Annotated in this window: 18 protein-coding genes; 5 read left to right on the forward strand and 13 right to left on the reverse strand. The window is 65.7% G+C overall.

Annotated features, from left to right (window positions below):
* Nucleotides 1-8: 8 nt before the first annotated feature.
* From XH83_RS03015 to XH83_RS03060, 10 genes are all read right to left on the reverse strand, one after another.
* Nucleotides 9-1,109 carry a tetratricopeptide repeat protein gene (locus XH83_RS03015; protein WP_194405613.1) on the reverse strand — a complete coding sequence of 367 codons (1,101 nt, stop codon included), beginning with the start codon at nucleotides 1,107-1,109 and terminating at the stop codon, nucleotides 9-11.
* Between the two features lie 26 nt (nucleotides 1,110-1,135).
* A complete protein-coding gene (locus XH83_RS03020) occupies nucleotides 1,136-1,468 on the reverse strand; it encodes a hypothetical protein (protein ID WP_194405614.1) in 333 nt (110 codons plus the stop codon).
* Between the two features lie 281 nt (nucleotides 1,469-1,749).
* Entirely contained in the window at nucleotides 1,750-2,094 is a 345-nt protein-coding gene (locus XH83_RS03025; RefSeq protein ID WP_194405615.1) for a hypothetical protein, read from the reverse strand.
* A complete protein-coding gene (locus XH83_RS03030) occupies nucleotides 2,085-2,810 on the reverse strand; it encodes a hypothetical protein (RefSeq protein WP_194405616.1) in 726 nt (241 codons plus the stop codon). Before XH83_RS03030 ends, XH83_RS03025 begins: the two co-directional genes overlap by 10 nt.
* A gap of 53 nt (nucleotides 2,811-2,863) precedes the next feature.
* Nucleotides 2,864-3,199, reverse strand: coding sequence for a hypothetical protein (locus XH83_RS03035; RefSeq protein WP_194405617.1), 336 nt, complete (start codon nucleotides 3,197-3,199; stop codon nucleotides 2,864-2,866).
* Nucleotides 3,199-3,441 (reverse strand): hypothetical protein, encoded by a 243-nt coding sequence (locus XH83_RS03040; protein WP_194405618.1) that lies wholly within the window; start codon nucleotides 3,439-3,441, stop codon nucleotides 3,199-3,201. Before XH83_RS03040 ends, XH83_RS03035 begins: the two co-directional genes overlap by 1 nt.
* A 212-nt stretch (nucleotides 3,442-3,653) precedes the next feature.
* Nucleotides 3,654-5,231 (reverse strand): murein L,D-transpeptidase family protein, encoded by a 1,578-nt coding sequence (locus XH83_RS03045; RefSeq protein WP_246776404.1) that lies wholly within the window; start codon nucleotides 5,229-5,231, stop codon nucleotides 3,654-3,656.
* Nucleotides 5,232-5,699: 468 nt separating this feature from the next.
* On the reverse strand, nucleotides 5,700-6,662 hold the full coding sequence (locus XH83_RS03050) for an acetyl-CoA carboxylase carboxyltransferase subunit alpha (RefSeq protein ID WP_194405619.1): 963 nt from the start codon (nucleotides 6,660-6,662) through the stop codon (nucleotides 5,700-5,702).
* Between the two features lie 182 nt (nucleotides 6,663-6,844).
* Nucleotides 6,845-7,801: a site-specific tyrosine recombinase XerD gene (gene xerD, locus XH83_RS03055; RefSeq protein ID WP_194405620.1), complete on the reverse strand. Its 957-nt coding sequence runs from the start codon at nucleotides 7,799-7,801 to the stop codon at nucleotides 6,845-6,847.
* A gap of 17 nt (nucleotides 7,802-7,818) precedes the next feature.
* Nucleotides 7,819-7,965 carry a hypothetical protein gene (locus tag XH83_RS03060; RefSeq protein WP_014439243.1) on the reverse strand — a complete coding sequence of 49 codons (147 nt, stop codon included), beginning with the start codon at nucleotides 7,963-7,965 and terminating at the stop codon, nucleotides 7,819-7,821.
* A gap of 187 nt (nucleotides 7,966-8,152) precedes the next feature.
* On the opposite strand from XH83_RS03060, the gene XH83_RS03065 reads away from it, so the two are divergent.
* From XH83_RS03065 to XH83_RS03075, 3 genes are all read left to right on the forward strand, one after another.
* Nucleotides 8,153-8,776, forward strand: a complete 624-nt coding sequence (locus tag XH83_RS03065; protein WP_194405621.1) for a shikimate kinase — start codon at nucleotides 8,153-8,155, stop codon at nucleotides 8,774-8,776.
* Entirely contained in the window at nucleotides 8,773-9,921 is a 1,149-nt protein-coding gene (aroB, locus tag XH83_RS03070) for a 3-dehydroquinate synthase (protein ID WP_194405622.1), read from the forward strand. Before XH83_RS03065 ends, aroB begins: the two co-directional genes overlap by 4 nt.
* Before the next feature lie 88 nt (nucleotides 9,922-10,009).
* Nucleotides 10,010-11,314: an HlyC/CorC family transporter gene (locus XH83_RS03075; protein ID WP_194405623.1), complete on the forward strand. Its 1,305-nt coding sequence runs from the start codon at nucleotides 10,010-10,012 to the stop codon at nucleotides 11,312-11,314.
* 30 nt (nucleotides 11,315-11,344) lie between these two features.
* On the opposite strand, the gene XH83_RS03080 is transcribed toward XH83_RS03075, so the two are convergent.
* The gene (locus XH83_RS03080) at nucleotides 11,345-11,614 is read right to left on the reverse strand and encodes a BolA family transcriptional regulator (protein WP_194405624.1); all 270 of its coding nucleotides are present in this window, start codon (nucleotides 11,612-11,614) and stop codon (nucleotides 11,345-11,347) included.
* Nucleotides 11,615-11,720: 106 nt separating this feature from the next.
* Between XH83_RS03080 and XH83_RS03085 the strand changes: the two genes are divergently transcribed.
* On the forward strand, nucleotides 11,721-12,353 hold the full coding sequence (locus XH83_RS03085) for a J domain-containing protein (RefSeq protein WP_194405625.1): 633 nt from the start codon (nucleotides 11,721-11,723) through the stop codon (nucleotides 12,351-12,353).
* Nucleotides 12,354-12,537: 184 nt separating this feature from the next.
* On the opposite strand, the gene XH83_RS03090 is transcribed toward XH83_RS03085, so the two are convergent.
* A complete protein-coding gene (locus XH83_RS03090; protein WP_194405626.1) occupies nucleotides 12,538-13,629 on the reverse strand; it encodes a citrate synthase/methylcitrate synthase in 1,092 nt (363 codons plus the stop codon).
* An 82-nt stretch (nucleotides 13,630-13,711) separates the two neighbouring features.
* On the opposite strand from XH83_RS03090, the gene XH83_RS03095 reads away from it, so the two are divergent.
* Nucleotides 13,712-14,941: a citrate synthase family protein gene (locus tag XH83_RS03095; RefSeq protein ID WP_194405627.1), complete on the forward strand. Its 1,230-nt coding sequence runs from the start codon at nucleotides 13,712-13,714 to the stop codon at nucleotides 14,939-14,941.
* Nucleotides 14,942-14,957: 16 nt separating this feature from the next.
* Here the strand turns inward: XH83_RS03095 and XH83_RS03100 are convergent, their stop codons facing one another.
* Nucleotides 14,958-15,830 (reverse strand): LysR substrate-binding domain-containing protein, encoded by an 873-nt coding sequence (locus tag XH83_RS03100; protein ID WP_371746374.1) that lies wholly within the window; start codon nucleotides 15,828-15,830, stop codon nucleotides 14,958-14,960.
* Nucleotides 15,831-15,835 lie beyond the last annotated feature (5 nt).

Raw genomic sequence — 15,835 nt, forward strand, 5'->3', positions numbered from 1 at the left:
GTCGGGCCCTACGCTCCCCATCGCTTTCGAAGGTTGCGGCGATGCATCTCCGAGGCCTCGACCAGCGTCTCCAGCACGCCGCCGTGGGGCGCCGCCTTGTTGCCTGCCAGATCTGCCGTTCTGTACCGAGAGGCCGGCTTTGCGGGGTCGAGGAATGCCCGCAGCACCGAGAAGCCCCGCTCCAGGGTCGGCTCGGCGTCTTGCGAGCCTTCGCGCGCATAGCCGGCGGCGAGCTCGGCGAGAATCCAGAGCAGGGCCGCAGCGTCCTTTCCATAGGTCTGCTCGCTCATTGCGAGGAGCCGCTTGAGCAGAGGTTCGGCCTCCCAGAACTCTCCACAATCCACATAGGCCGAAATCATCGCGGCGAGAGCTTTCCGGACCTCGAAGCTGTCTGATCCAAACCGCTCCTCCATGATGCCGAGGCCCTGCGCGAAGGCGGTCACGGCCTTGCGCGCACGCTCGCTCCTGAGCCTGCGGTCCTGCAGATTGCTGGAATTTGCGTGGGTGATGGCGACGGTCAGCAATGTCCGTGCCGCTTCCTCGCTGCGCTCGCCGAATATCTTTTGCTTCAGATGCAAGCTGCGTTGCAGGTTCGCCTCAGTGGCCTCCCATTTCTTCAGCCGCGCCCCGATCTCGGCGAGCGTGTCGACGGCGGCTGCCATCTCGACGCTGACGGCGCCGTGGATCGTCTCGAGGATCGAGATGCTTCGCTCCAGAAGAGCTGCGGCGCGCGCGTAGTCACCAAGAAGGGCCCATCTTCGCGCGATGGCCTCGCATTCCCCGGCGGTCTGCCGGCTGTTCTCACCAAAGAGCGCGGACTTGATCGCCAGCCGCTTCAACTGAAATGGCTCGACGAGCTTGAAGTCGACGCCGCCTGCCTTGCTGATCCAGGAGTTGAGGTCGCCCAGGATGGACTGCGGCCCGTGCAGGCTTTCCTGGATCGAGGTGCAACGGTCGAGAAAGGGTATGGCTTCGACGGGATCCTCACTCCGGCAGATCAGTCCGATCAGCGTTCGCAGGGCCGTGACGACCTCGTCGCTGATTGGGCCGTGGCGCTTTTCCAGCCAGGCGATATGTCGAAGGTGGTTCTCTGCATAGCAAGATGCCATGGACCGTTTCGCTTACCCCCAGCCGCTCAGAGCCGCATCCTGGCCAGTTTCTCGTCGTGAGCCCGGCGCGGTCGCGAGCCGAATGTCTTCTTGCACATTGGCCCGAAGGCTTCGGCAGACGCCAGCGCGCTGGCCCCGACATCTGCGGGTCGTGCCTCGAATCTCTTGACCCGACCGGTCTGCCCAACGACGGCGGTCACGTCGCAGAAGAAATCCTCGTGCCGCCCGGCCTCGTCGGGTCCTTCGAAGGAGGCGGTCGTCTTCAACCGCCAGCGATAGGCCCGGTCCTGATCCCGGCGCCCGGACGCGACGATCTGGTCGGGGTGGCCGTATTTCTGCATCAGCGCGACGATGCTCATTCCCTTGAAATCGTCGCGCGGTCTGCCCTCGGCGGCCTGGACCGGAATTGCGACAGTCGCGAGAAGGAAAAGAAGTATCGCGTGAGGAGGGAAAGTGCGTTGCAGCATGCCTTTGGCTCTATGGGACGGAGCAGAAAGAATTCTGATTACGTCCTCGCAACGCGGCTTGCACGTGCAATTTTCAGCCGCGCATGCGGGCATTGGCTGGCACGTGTGGACTTCGGCAGCCGAGCTTGCGAAGCGGCGTTTCGAGTGCTCTGTGAAGGACCCTGCTCCAGTTGCTAGCCGCCACGCGCCGAGCTATCGCCACCCTCCGTGATCGAAGCCGGCGCCGTCAGCGTGACGCGCCGCCGCAAGCCGAATCCCGCGCATAACAGTGTCATCGGCAGCAGGACGGCCGCCCAGAGATAGAGCTGATTGATCTCTTTCTCCCTCCGTTGAATCTGGACGTTGGTCTGGTAAATCGTGTCCTTGGTGGCCAAGAGCTGCAGCTGATTGATCTCTGCCTTGCGGCTCGACACGATCGTGCCGAACGTCGCCAGCTCGACCAGGAAGATCACGACGAAGACCCAGCCCCATTTGCGCCTGGGCCCGACTTCGATCGTTTCATGCGACGCTAACTGCACAGCTTGTCCCGACAGACGCAAGTGTGGCCCCCATTCGCCGATTGTAGCCTCACGCCGCTGATCGATGGAATGAGGAAGGTCTGCGGAGCCCGCACGACGAACGATTTGGACGGGCAGACCAGTTGGGGCTGCCCCGTGGACGGCGGCGCGCCGCTTGCGGATGCGTCGATGAATTGCACCGATATGTTGTAAGCCCCGGTGCAGGAGGAACTGACCTTGTAGCTCGGCGCTCCCGTCTGATCAAACTGTCCCGTCGGCAGGACGGTGATGCAGCGGCAGGCCGCGGCGTCGGGCGGGGTATCGGACAGCGTGCAAGGCCCGCCGCGCCCGAGATAAGCCTCCACCCAGCCCCGGCACTGGCGCAGCAGCTTCTGGACCGGCGGATTATGAGCTTGTGCGCTCACCGCCGCATCGAAGGGAGATTCACCGAGCTGCTTGTGCGATTCGAAGGTCCCTCTCGCGCCGCGATCGGCGAGGATCCAGTCGACATTGATCTTCGCTTCGGCTTCGAGCTGCGCGCTGCAGGACCCGCCGGCCCCGGAGCAGCGGTTGGTCGCCGTGTTGCAGGCGCAATCGCGGACGGCGGCCTGACGGCAGTCGAGTGCCGCATCGAGACCACGCTTCTGGACGCACAGTCCCGCTGCGCGCGTGATGTCGTCCCCGCAGCTTTGGGCCCGTACCACCTGGCTCCCCAGCATGCAGAAGGCGAGCAGCACGAAGACAAGCCTGATCCGGGCGGAGACGTTGCAACGGACGATGAATCGCATGCCTATCGACCTGAAATGCCGCTCTCGCGAGAGCGCTGAACCGTCCCGCTGCCTTTCGCATAGGGAGCGCAGCGGGCTGCCTCGCCGTAGCCGGGAATCCAGCGGTATTCGCCGGGACCGCATTTGAGGGCCTGCGCCTGATCAGGAGGCTGCTCCGAGCCGGCCGTGTCGGGCTGACATGGCACGGCTTCAGCGGCAGCGCGGCAGGAGACCGCTTTATCCAGATCCCCCGCCATGCACGCGATGACCCGCTTCATGACTTGATCGCCGCAGGAAGCCGCGCTCGCCGGGGCATTGCCAATGAGGATGGCAATGACGGCGAGAAGCGCGGTTCTCATCACCAGCAGCCCGCCGCCACCCCGGCCTTGTAATAGGCGTCCATGCAGTCCTTGAAGGCGCCGGCCTGGCCGGAGCTTCCGCCGCCGATGTTCTGCCAGCTGGTCTTGCACTGGTTGTAGGCCTGCCGGATTTGCTGACATGCCGGAGACGCCTGGGCCACCTGGATGTTCGAGCGCGGGTAGCTCGCCGTCTGCTCCGCGGCAAACGCCTGCGTGGACAGCAGCAGAAGAATGGTCAGCATTCCGGCCTTCATGAATCCCCCCGGGGTTGTTGAGTCTGTGGCTCAGCCGGTGGGAATCCTAGGATGCCCGCCATTCCTCAATCATGACCCAAACGGGTCAGGCCGCGCGAATTCGCGCGCAGCAATCAGCTGGCGTGGAAGAATGGCCTTCTTGCGCACGTGCGGCTTTATCGCGGAGGGAAGGCGAGGGCCGCAGGGGCGGCGGTCGCCGCTTACTTCATCGCCGAAAATCGGCTGTCGAACGAGTTCGACGACACCACCGGTGCTGCGCCGGAGAGTTGGCCGCCGCTGCTCGGCGGAGGCGGCGCGCTGTCGAACGCCGACGACTTTTGCGCCGGACGCGTCTGGGCGAGGCGTGTGTCGGGCTTTGCCGGCTCCGCCGGCTTGGCGGCGGCAACGGCCGGCTTCGGCGCGTCCTTCGCAGTGTCCTTGGACTTGTCGTGTCCCGGCACGAAGCGGGTCACGGCGGCTTTCAGCCTCGACGCTGCGGTCGTGGGTGTCGTGGTCGTGGCGGCGGGCGCCACCGATGCAGTCGCTTGCGGCGGCGGCGTGGTGGCCGTGGTGTCGGATGAGCCCATGCCCATCTTGCGGCCGAGATTCGAGAAGAAGCTGGATTTCTCTTGAGCCTTTTCGGCAGGCTGAGCCGTGGCGACGCGGGTGCCGGTCGCGGGCGCGCTGACGGCGACCACCGGCTCTTCCTGCGGCGCAGGCGCGGACGCAACCGCATCGAGATTCGGCTTGGGCGGATTGACGTGGCCGGGAATCGTGCCCGGTGCCTTGGCCATCGCCAGCATCTGCAGCGTGGTGCCTTCGGCGCCTTCGGACAGGCCGGTCGAGCCTTCCGGAATCTTCGCGGCGAAGATCTTGTTCATGCCGCCGTCGATGCCGGTGTTCATGCGCGCCACCGGCGTGCCCTTGGCGACGAGCCTGGCGTATTCGGCCTCGTCTTTGGCTTGCTTGCCGCGCACGGCGGCGACGACGTCCTCGGGGATCACATAGGCCGGGCACTTTGCGGAGGCGTCGAACACGGGATCGCGCTTCGCATCGGGCGCGCGGGTCGCATCGAACACGTACTTCTTCTCGCAGAAATCGACCTTCGGCTCCTGCCGCGTCACCTCGAAATGATCATAGCCTTCCTTGATCATCTTCCAGAACGGCATGTTCGGATTGTTCCGGTGCTTGGCCATGTTCACCGGCGTCATCTTGAACGGATAGGCCTGCAGCTGGAACGCCTTCTGGCCGCCGAAGAAGGATTCGCGGCCGAGCGAATAGATCTCCGCGATCTGCTCGTCGGTCATGGCGTAACAGCCGCGCGAGGAACAGTCGCCATGCACCATCAGCTGCGAGCCGGTGCGGCCCAGCGCCTTGTCGAACGCGTTCGGATAGCCGGTGTTGAACGAGAGATAATACGCCGACTGCGGATTCATCTGGCTCGGATTGATCGAGTAGAATCCCTCCGGCGCCTGGCGGTCGCCTTCGCGCACCTTCGGGCCGAGGTCACCCGACCAGCGGCAGATCGGATAGGTCTTGAGCAGCAGGAACTGGCCGCTGCGGGTCTGCTTCCAGACCTCGAGCTCGGCCTCCTGCTTGAACAGGCGCACCAGGATCGGCGATTGCAAATCCATGTCCTTCTCGACCATCGCGGCGAGAAGCTTCGGCGGCACCGGCTGGTTGGCCTTGGCGTTGGTCGCGAGCGAGACCTGGTCGGTGTCGCAGCCGGCCAGCAGCACGCTGGCCGTCATCAGCGCAACCGAAGCCAAGAGCGCGCGAGCAAGCGAACGAGAAATCAAGATGGACCCCACACCGTGCCGGACAGAAAGCGCGAACCCCAATTCGTTTGGCGCGTGATCCGACCGGACAACCGGACCCGTCATGACGGGCTTTTTCAGCTCACGCCCCAGCGCTTATGCCCTGAAGCCATTGATTAAAATTCTAACCTCTGGGTCATGTGGTCGCAACCCGAGCGGGGATCACGAGCCCGTTGGCCCGTCGGCATGGTCAACGAAGACTGAATGGACGCGACTTGAGACGGAACTTGGGCCTTTCGGCCCCATCAGGACTCAGATCGCCGATTTGGGCAAAAAAAGGGTTAACGCCGGGTTACCGAGCTGTTCCGGGGTCGGTCTCTCGTGCCCCGGACGCGGCGCAGCGCGTTAGCGGTGCGCTGCTGAGCTGGGGCCCAGCCCGCGCAATGGGTCCGGCTCTGCGGAGCGTCACTTCGTGCCGCACCGCGTCCGGGACACGGAAATCGGCCCGAATCAGCCCAGTTTCCGGCCGATATCGAGGAATTTCTGCCGGCGCTGCTTGCGGATGGCGTCGCCGTCGAGGCCGCGGAGCTCGTCGAAGGCCTTGGCGATGGCCTCGCCGGTGGTGGCGATCATGGCGGCGGGGTCGCGATGGGCGCCGCCGACCGGCTCCTTCAGGATGCTGTCGATCACCCCGAAGCGGAGCATGTCCTGGGCGGTGATCTTCATGTTGTTGGCGGCTTCCTGCGCCTTGGTGCCGTCGCGCCAGAGGATCGAGGATGCCGCTTCCGGCGAGATCACGCTGTAGATCGCGTGCTCCAGCATCAAGACCTTGTTGGCGGTGGTGATGGCGATGGCGCCGCCCGACATGCCCTCGCCGGTGATGATCGCGACGTTCGGCACGGTCAGCGCGAGGCAGGCGTCCGTCGAACGCGCGATGGCTTCGGCCTGGCCGCGCTCCTCGGCGCCGATGCCGGGATAGGCGCCCGCGGAATCGGCGAGCGACAGCACCGGCAGGCCGAACCGCTCGGCCATCTCCATCAGCCGCACGCATTTGCGATAGCCCTCGGGCCGCGCCATGCCGAAATTGTGCCGGATACGGCTCTCGGTGGAATCGCCCTTTTCCTGGCCCATCACGCAGATCGGCTCGCCGCGGAAGCGGCCGAAGCCGGCGACCAGCGCCTCGTCCTCGCCGAACTTGCGGTCGCCGGCGAGCGGGGTGAATTCGGTGATCAGGCCCTTGATGAAGTCGTTGAAATGCGGCCGCTGCGGATGCCGCGCCACCAGCGTCTTCTGCCACGGCGTCAGGTTCTGATAGAGGTCGGCCAGCGCCTGCGCCGCCTTGTCCTCGATCCGCCCGATCTCGTCGGATATGTCCGTGCCGGAGGCAGCCAGCGTCCTGAGCTCGTCGAGCTTGGAGTCGAGCTCGGCGACGGGCTTTTCAAAGTCGAGATAGCTGCGCATCTGGTCTTGCATCAACTCAATATAGGGGGACGGGGCTCGAGAGCGAAGCGAGGTCGGGGCCGCGATAAGAAGTAGAGCGTTTTCAACGGTTTGGCCTGTGCGCTCCTGGCAGGGGCCAAATCATGCGTGAGGCCCCGGCTCTTTCTGCGGAGATGTGGCCGAAGTCAAGGCGGTTTCCTTCACCTCTCCCGCACCTACTTCTCCGCCAGCGGGTGCAGGTCGCGCACCAGGCTTTTCAGCCGCTCCTCGACAACATGGGTGTAGATCTGGGTCGTGGAAATATCGGTGTGGCCGAGCAGGGTCTGCACGATGCGCAGATCGGCACCATTGTGCAGGAGGTGGCTGGCGAAGGCGTGGCGCAGCACATGCGGGGAGACCAGCCGGGCCTGCAGCCCCGCTGCGACCGCGAGCTCCTTGAGGTCGCGGGCGAAATGCTGCCGCGTCAGATGTCCGCTCTCGCCGAACGAGGGGAAGAGCCATTTCGAGGCGGCCACGCTGTTCTTCTTGTCGGCCTTGGCAGCTTCGGTCGCGGCGAGATAATCCGCCATCGCCTGCCGCGAGACCTCGTTGAGCGGCACCAGCCGTTCCTTGTTGCCCTTGCCGCGCACCACGATCATGCGGGCATCGCGCTTGGCCGCCGAGCGCGGCAGCGCCACCAGCTCGGAGACGCGCAGGCCCGTGGCGTAGAGCACCTCGAGCAGGCAATAGAGCCTGAGCGCGCGCAGCCGTTTCGACGGCGAGGCATCTTCCGCCTCGCTCAATTCCTTGGCGCGGCGAAGCATGCGGTCGACATCTGATATCGACAGCACTTTCGGCAGGCTGCGACCGCGCTTGGGTCCGGACAGGATCGCGGCGGGATCCTCAGCTCGGATGCGCTCGTTCAGCAGGAAGCGATAGAGATGCCGCATCGCCGACAGCCGCCGCGCCACGCTGGTGGATTTGAAGCCGCGGCTGTCGAGATCGGCGAGATAGTCGCGCAGCGTTTGCGTCTCGGCATCCACAAAGCTGTGGCCGGCGCGGCCGAGAAACTCCGAGAAATCGGTGAGGTCGCGGCGATAAGCGTCGAGCGTGTTGGGCCCGGCACCCTGTTCCGCCGCGAGCATGTCGAGGAACAGGCCGGTGAGCTTGGCGTCTGAGGGCTGGGTGCGCATGCCCGGGAGCCTAGCTCCTATTTCTTGAGGAACTTATCCGGCGGAATCGTTACCGTCATTTCCCGCGACTTGGGACTGACGAAATTGGCCAGTGCGAAGACCACGCCATAGACGATGCCGGCGATCACGGCGACGACCGTCAGGAAGCGGAACAGGCTGGGCATCGTTGCAGGGTCTCGGTCGAGGGACTTTCGGTCAAGCCCTTGGCGGGCAAATTAACCAATGAAATCATCCAACATGTTCGCCGTTTCGGTGCAAGAGTCCTCTGGCGAGGCCCCCTCCGGGGTCGTATAGGTGGCCAAAGCGTGCCGCCTTTGGCGGCAGATCGAGCGAGATCCACCGAGCGAGACAATGTCCGACGCCGCGTTGCCGATACCAGCTTCGCCCGAGGCCGACATCCTGTCGGCGCTGGGCGCGCGCTCGATCGTGCTCGTCGGTATGATGGGGGTGGGCAAATCCACCATCGGCCGTCGCATGGCACTCAGGCTCAAGCTGCCCTTCGTCGATGCCGACACCGAGATCGAGACGTCGGCCCAGATGACCATCCCGGAGATCTTCGAGCGCCACGGCGAGCCGTATTTCCGTGACGGCGAGGCGCGGGTGATCGCGCGGCTGCTCGACAGCGGGCCGGTGGTGCTGGCGACCGGCGGCGGTGCCTTCATGCGCGAGGAGACGCGTGCGCGCATCGCGGCAAAAGCGGTGTCGATCTGGCTCAGGGCGGACCATGACGTCATCATGCGCCGCGTGCGCCGCCGCGCCGACCGTCCGCTTCTGCAGACCACCGATCCGGAAGGCACCGTCTTGCGTCTCCTCACCGAGCGTGAGCCGGTCTATGGCCATGCCGACCTCACCATCGCCTCGCGCGACGTGCCGCACGACAGGATCGTCGAGGAATGCATCGCGGCGCTGCATGCGCATCTTTGCGGCGAACAGGCCGCCCCACCACCTGCTGACGTCGCGAGTGCCGCACGATGACCGCCCCCTTGAAACATTCCGACCCCGTCAAAGTCGAGGTCGCGCTGGCGGATCGCGCCTATGACATCGTCATCGGCCGCGGCGTCCTGGCCTCGCTCGGTGAGCGCGTGGCGCGTCTGCGGCCGGGCGTGCGCACCGCCATCGTGACCGATCGCACCGTGGCAAAGCACTGGCTCGAGCCCGCCGAGGCTTCGCTCTCGGCCGCCGGCATTCCGACCTCGCGCATCGTCGTCGAGGAAGGCGAGATCTCCAAGACCTATGCCGGCTTGGAGAGGGTCAGCGAGGCCCTGATCGCCGCGAAGATCGAGCGCAACGATCTCGTCATCGCGCTCGGCGGCGGCGTGGTCGGCGATCTCGCCGGCTTTGCCGCGGCGATCCTGCGCCGCGGCGTCGACTTCGTGCAGGTGCCGACCTCGCTGCTGGCGCAGGTCGATTCCTCCGTCGGCGGCAAGACCGGCATCAACTCGCCGCAGGGCAAGAACCTGCTCGGGGCCTTCCACCAGCCGGTGCTTGTGATCGCCGACACCGCCGTGCTCGACACGCTGTCGCCGCGCCAGTTCCGCGCCGGCTATGCCGAGGTCGCCAAATATGGCGTGCTCGGAGATGAGGCCTTCTTCTCCTGGCTGGAAAAGAACCATTCCGACATCGTCAAGGGCGGCTCGGCGCGCGAGCACGCGATCGCGACCTCCTGCCGGGCCAAGGCCGGCGTCGTCTCCCGCGACGAGCGCGAGACCGGCGAGCGCGCGCTGCTCAATCTCGGCCACACTTTCGGTCACGCGCTGGAGGCGGCGACCGGCTTCTCCGACCGCCTGTTCCACGGCGAGGGCGTCGCGATCGGCATGACGCTTGCGGCGCAGTTTTCGGCGAAGCTCGGCATGATCGGCGAGCAGGACGCGGCGCGCGTCGAACGGCACCTCATCGAGGTCGGCCTGCCGACCCGCTTGCAGGATATCGCCGGCTTCGCGCAGGAAGGGCTTGCCGACGCCGACGCGCTGATGGCGCTGATGGCGCAGGACAAGAAGGTCACGCGCGGCAAGCTCACCTTCATCCTGCTCGAAGCGGTCGGGCGCGCGGTGATCGCCAGGGATGTTGACCCGGCCCCGGTGCGCGACTTCCTCAAGGAGAAGCTCGCGCAGAAGGTCTGATGCGCGGCTGATTATCGCCAAGCGTCTTCGCGCGAATTGGATACCGGTTCGCGTTGAGTAAACGCGTCAAGAGAAACTAGAGTGGTGCATGGATTGGCTCGGATTCACCATCGTCGTCCTCTGCCTCCTGGTCTCCGCGTTCTTCGCGGCCAGCGAGACCGCGCTGACTGGCGCCTCGCGCGCCAGCATGCTCCGCCTCTCCAAGCAGGGTAATCGCGACGCCGATGTCGTCTCCGATCTGCTCGACATGCGCGAGCGCCTGATCGGGGCGCTGCTGCTCGGCAACAACATCGCCAATATCGGCTCCTCGGCGATCGCCACCGCCATCTTCACGGCCTGGTTCGGCGATGTCGGCGTGCTCTATGCAACCGGCGTGATGACAGCGCTGGTCGTGATCTTCGCCGAGGTGCTGCCCAAGACCATCGCGATCAACGCGCCCGATCGGGTCGCACTCGCGGTCGCGCGCCCGATGCGGCTCACCATGTACGTGCTGGGGCCGCTGCTGCGCATCGTCGAGGTCATCGTGCGCCTGTTGCTGCGCCTGTTCGGCCTCGCCGGCGAGCACCAGGCGATCCTGTCGCCGACCGAGCGCCTGCGCGGTGCGGTCGACCTCCTGCATCACGAGGGCAAGTTCGAGAAGCAGGACCGCGACATGCTCGGCGGCCTGCTCGACCTGCGCGAGCTCCAGGTCTCCGACGTCATGATTCATCGCACCGAGATGATGATGATCAACGCCGATTTGCCGCCGGAGGAGCTGGTGCGCGAGGTGCTGGCGACCGAGTACACCCGCATTCCGCTGTGGCGCGAGAAGCCGGAGAACATCATCGGCGTGCTCCACGCCAAGGATCTCCTGCGCGCGATCCGCGCCGCAGATGGCGACACCTCGCGCATCGACGTCTCGACCATCGCGCTGCCGCCCTGGTTCGTGCCTGAGATGCGGCCCGTGTCCGAGCAGCTCAAGGCCTTCCGCCGGCGCAAGACCCATTTCGCGCTCGTCGTCGACGAGTATGGCGAAGTCGAGGGTCTCGTGACGCTGGAAGACATTCTGGAGGAGATCGTCGGTGACATCTCCGACGAGCACGACGTCGTGGTCGCCGGCGTGCGCGCCCAGCCGGACGGCTCGGTCGTGGTCGACGGCTCGGTGCCGATCCGCGACCTCAACCGCGCCATGGACTGGCATCTGCCCGATGAAGAGGCAACGACGGTCGCCGGCCTCGTCATTCACGAGGCGCGCTCGATCCCCGACCGCGGCCAGAGTTTCACCTTCCACGGCTTCCGCTTCCGCGTTCTGCGCCGCGAGCGCAACCGCATCACCGCGCTCCGTATTTCACCGGTGCCGCGCGAGGCGGAGCTGGAAGAGGCCAAGCCGAGACGCGCCGGGACGTCCTTTTGATTCTCTTACCCTCCAGGGGAGGGTAAGCAATCAAGCTTCCCCCGGTGCCTTGGCCTGGATCGCCAATGCGTGCACGCTGGCAGCGAGTTCCGCGGCCAGCGCCGAATTTATCATGCGATGGCGATCAACCCGGCTCTTCCCTTTGAAGGCATCAGATACAATATAGACCCGAAAGTGCGTCTCACCGCCCGGCCGATGCCCGGCGTGGCCCTCATGCAAATGTGACTCATCGACGACTTGCAGGCTTTCCGGCGTGAAAGCTTCCTGCAACTTGTTGCTGATAGTGTCGACCATAGCCATGTTGTGCCATTCGGGTGCAGAGATCACGCCCCGTTAATTGCCGGGTTTGCGGCGAATTGCAATGTCAAGACTTGAAGGTTTTTGCATTGCGTAGTCAAAGTCAGCCATGCCGATCGATTCATCAAAATTCTTCGACTCCATCCGCGTCAAGCCGCGGGGCAAGCAGCCGGAAGTGAAGCCGCGCGACACCGCGGTCGGCTGCGAGTGGGCAGGATGCCAGAACAAGGGCGCGCACCGCGCCCCGAAGGGCCGCGAGAACCAGCGCGAGTACTGGCACTTCTGCCTGAACCATGTGCGCGAGTACAACCAGAACTACAATTTCTTCTCGGGCATGAACGCCGATGCCGTTGCGCGCTACCAGAAGGACGCGCTGACCGGCCACCGCCCGACCTGGAAGATGGGCGCCAATGGCGGCAAGAAGGGTGCGGAAGCCGAGATCGATATGGCCTCCGATCCGTTCAGCATGTTCTCGGAGATCAACGGCCGCGCGAGCTGGCGCAAGGGCCCCGAGGCCGCGCCTCAGGCCGAGACGCGCAAGGTGATGAATGCCGAGCGCAAGGCGCTGCAGGTGATGGGCCTCGGCCCCAATTCCACGCTCGCCGACGTCAAGACCAAGTACAAGGCGCTGGTGAAGCAGCACCATCCCGACGCCAATGGCGGCGACCGCTCCACCGAAGACCGCCTGATCGAGATCATCAAGGCGTATAATTATCTGAAGACGGTGGTGCGCGAGGCGTAAGGCCTCGCTCCTTTCTTTCTTCTCCCCTTGCGGCAGAAGGTGGCGCGAAGCGCCGGATGAGGGGTATCTCTCCGCGGTTTCACCGCAAGAGATTCACCCGCGGAGACAACCCTCACCCATCTCGCCGCCACGCCGCGATCCACCCTCTCCCGCAATGGGGAGAGGGAAAGCACGTCGGACGACCTCACTCCGGCATCGCCCCGACATAGGACGAGCTCGGCCTGATCAACCGCCCCGTGCGCTGCTGCTCGCGCGCATGCGCGGTCCAGCCTGCGGCGCGCGCCACCGCGAAGATCGGCGTGAACGCCTGCCGTGGAATCGCCAGTGCATCGAGCAGGATCGCGGTGAAGAACTCCACGTTCGTCTCCAGCGGCCGCTCCGGATTCTTCTTGCGCAGCGCGCCGCGGATATAAGCCTCGACCTCGCCGGCGAACGGCAGATCGGTTCCGTTCGACGCCAGCGCCTCGACCGCGGTCTTGAGCACGTCGGCGCGTGGATCGCGCACGCGATAGACGCGGTGGCCGAAACCCATCATGCGCTCGCCGCGCGCCAGCGCAGCGTCGACCCATGGCTGGATGCGCTCGCGCGAGCCGATCGCGTCCAGCATTTCCAGCACCGGCTCCGGCGCGCCGCCATGCAGTGGACCGGTCAGCGCGCAATAGCCTGCGGTCACCGCGGCGAACAGATCGGCCTGTGTCGAGGCCACCACCCGCGCGGTGAAGGTCGAGGCATTCATGCCGTGATCGCTGGCGGTGACGAGATAGGCGTCGAGCGCGGTGACTTCGCGTGCGGCGGGCGCGCGTCCGTGCAGCATGCGCAGCGTGTCTGCGGCATGGCTCAGCGTCGGATCGGGTGCGACCGGCTCGAGCCCTTTGGCGCGCCGGACCAACGCGCCTGCGATCACCGGAAACGCGCCGACGATCGTCGCCTCGTGCTCCAGTCCAGGCTCGGCGCGAAGGCCGGCGACGGCCGCACGAAATCCGTCGATGACCCCCATGCCGCGCGTCGCCGGCAAGAGGTCCGGCAGGCGCGCGAAGGCGCGCTCGCGCCCCGCACCCAGGCTCGCCCGCACATTGGCTTCGCTCAAGGTCGTCTTGCTGGCGCCGTTCCAGAGCCGGGCGGTGACGCCCTCGTAGCTCGACTGGCTCGCCAGCCGGCCGACATGCTCCCCGGCAATGATCAGCTCGCCGCGCTCGCCATCGACATGGCTCAGCACGGTCTCGGCCGCGGGAATGCCGTCCAGCCCGATCTGGCTTTTGGTGAGGTGGATATTCATGGCCCAATCTCCCTTTTGCACTGCACGGGCGGAAAGGTCGGGCCTCTCGACAGATTGATCAATCTTGATTACATAAATCAATATGAATAATTCCGACGGCCTCTATCTCTCCGCCCGGGAAGCCGCGGCCGAACTCGCGATCTCGCCGGCCACGCTCTACGCCTATGTCAGCCGCGGCCTGATCCGCTCCGAGCCGACGCCGGACTCGCGGAAGAACCGCTACCGCGCCGAGGACGTCCGGGCGCTGAAGGAGCGCCGGGTGCCGTCGCCGGAGCCGCGGGGCCTGCGCAGCTTCGATGCCGACCTGCCGGTGATGGACACGGAGATCTCGACCATCACGGAGGAGGGCGCGATCTATCGCGGCGTCAATTGCGTCGATCTTTCCGAGAACGACACGCTGGAGCACACCGCGACGCTGCTCTGGGACGTCTCCGACGTCGATCCGTTCGCGCCCGACAATCAGCCTGCGCTTTCCGAGGAGATGCGAACCATCGCGCAGGCCGCGCGCCGGGCGGCACCGATCGATCGCGCCATCGCCGTGCTCGCGCTGGCCGCGAGCGTCGATCCTCGCGCGTTTACCCGTGCGCCCGACGGCCGCGCGATGGTCGGCGGCCGCATCGTCCGGCTGCTGGTCGCGACCATGCTCAATGCCGAAGCCTCGGCCGAGCCGTTGCACCAGCAGATCGCAACAGCCTGGGCGGCGGACAACAAGCACGCGCCCGATTTGATTCGCCGCGCGCTGGTGCTGCTCGCCGATCACGAGCTGAACGCCTCGACCTTCACCGCGCGCTGCGCGGCCTCGACCGGCCTCAACCTGTACGATGCCGTCATCGCCGGCCTCGCCGCGCTGAAGGGCCCGAAGCATGGCGGCGCCGGCGTGCTGGCTTCGCAACTCGTCAAGACGCTGATCGACCGCGACGTCGCCCCTGTTGTGCGCGAGCGCGTCGCGCTCGGCGAGCGTTTTGCCGGCTTCGGCCACGGCGTATACAAGCGCGGCGATCCCCGCGCGCAGTCGCTGCTCAACGCGCTGTCCCGCGCCGGCGCGCCGCGAAAGTTCACCCGCGAGGTGCCGGAGCGGATCGCGGAAGCCACCGGCGAATTCGTCAACATCGACTATGCCCTCGCCGTGCTCGTGCACGCGCTGCGCCTGCCCGCCGGCAGCGAGCTCGCTCTGTTCGCGATGGCCCGCAGCGTCGGCTGGATCGCGCATGCGAGCGAGCAGTTGCAGTTCGGGAAGTTGATCAGGCCAAGGGCAAGGTATGTGGGGCCGGCGCCGGGGCGGAGGGTGGGGAGCGCGGAGCCCAGAGCCTAGAATTCTTTCCGAATCCTCAGCTCAGGCTTCCGGCGAAGCGTTCGGCGAGCCTGTTCTTCTTGAATTCCTCGGCGACCCAGTCCACGAAGACTCTCGTCTTCGCCGGCACAAGCTTGCGCGATGCGTGGTAAATCGAGATCGCGCCGGCGTCACAGTACCAGCGTGGCACCAGGCGTAGCAGCGACCCATCGTCGAGCGCTGGAAGAATGTCGGCGGTGGCGAGCATTGCAACTCCCAGGCCCAGCCGTGCGGCCTCGCGCATTGCGGCCGGGTCGTTGACCACGATCGACTCAGACAGCGGCGCCTGAACTTCGCGCCCTGAAACATCGCGCATCGACCAGTGCCGGATCCGCCCGGTCTGGAGCGAGCGCATGACAATGCCATCCAGCGCGGCCAGTTGGTCCGGCTGGGTCGGTAATGTCCGCCCTGACATGTAGACTGGAGAGGCCACAGCGACGATGTGTGCGGGCGCTAGGGTTCGGCTGACGAGGCCCGGCAACAATTCAAACCCACCTCCGATTGCGGCGTCATAGCCTTCACCGACCAGGTCGACTTGGCGGTTCTCGAAGTGCCACTCAGGGCGGACCTGCGGGTACCGGGCCAAGAAGGCGGGAAGCAGCGGCAGGATATGGGCGGCGCCGAATGTCGGAGGCAGGCTTATCTTGAGAATGCCCGCCGGCTCCTCGCGTCCGGTCGAGACTCCGGCGATTGCGGCCTGGAGCCCCTCAAGGTGGCCGGCAATCGCCGTGCGGAACGTCTCGCCAGCCTCGGTGAGCGTCAGCCGCCTTGTTGAACGATGAAACAATCGGACGCCGAGATTGCGCTCGAGCATGGCGACGTTGCAATGAGAGAAGCACGCTGCCGAACTCAAGCCCGGAAAAGTGCGCAGCCGTC

It is taken from the genome of Bradyrhizobium sp. CCBAU 53351 (assembly GCF_015291745.1).
GTDB lineage: Bacteria > Pseudomonadota > Alphaproteobacteria > Rhizobiales > Xanthobacteraceae > Bradyrhizobium.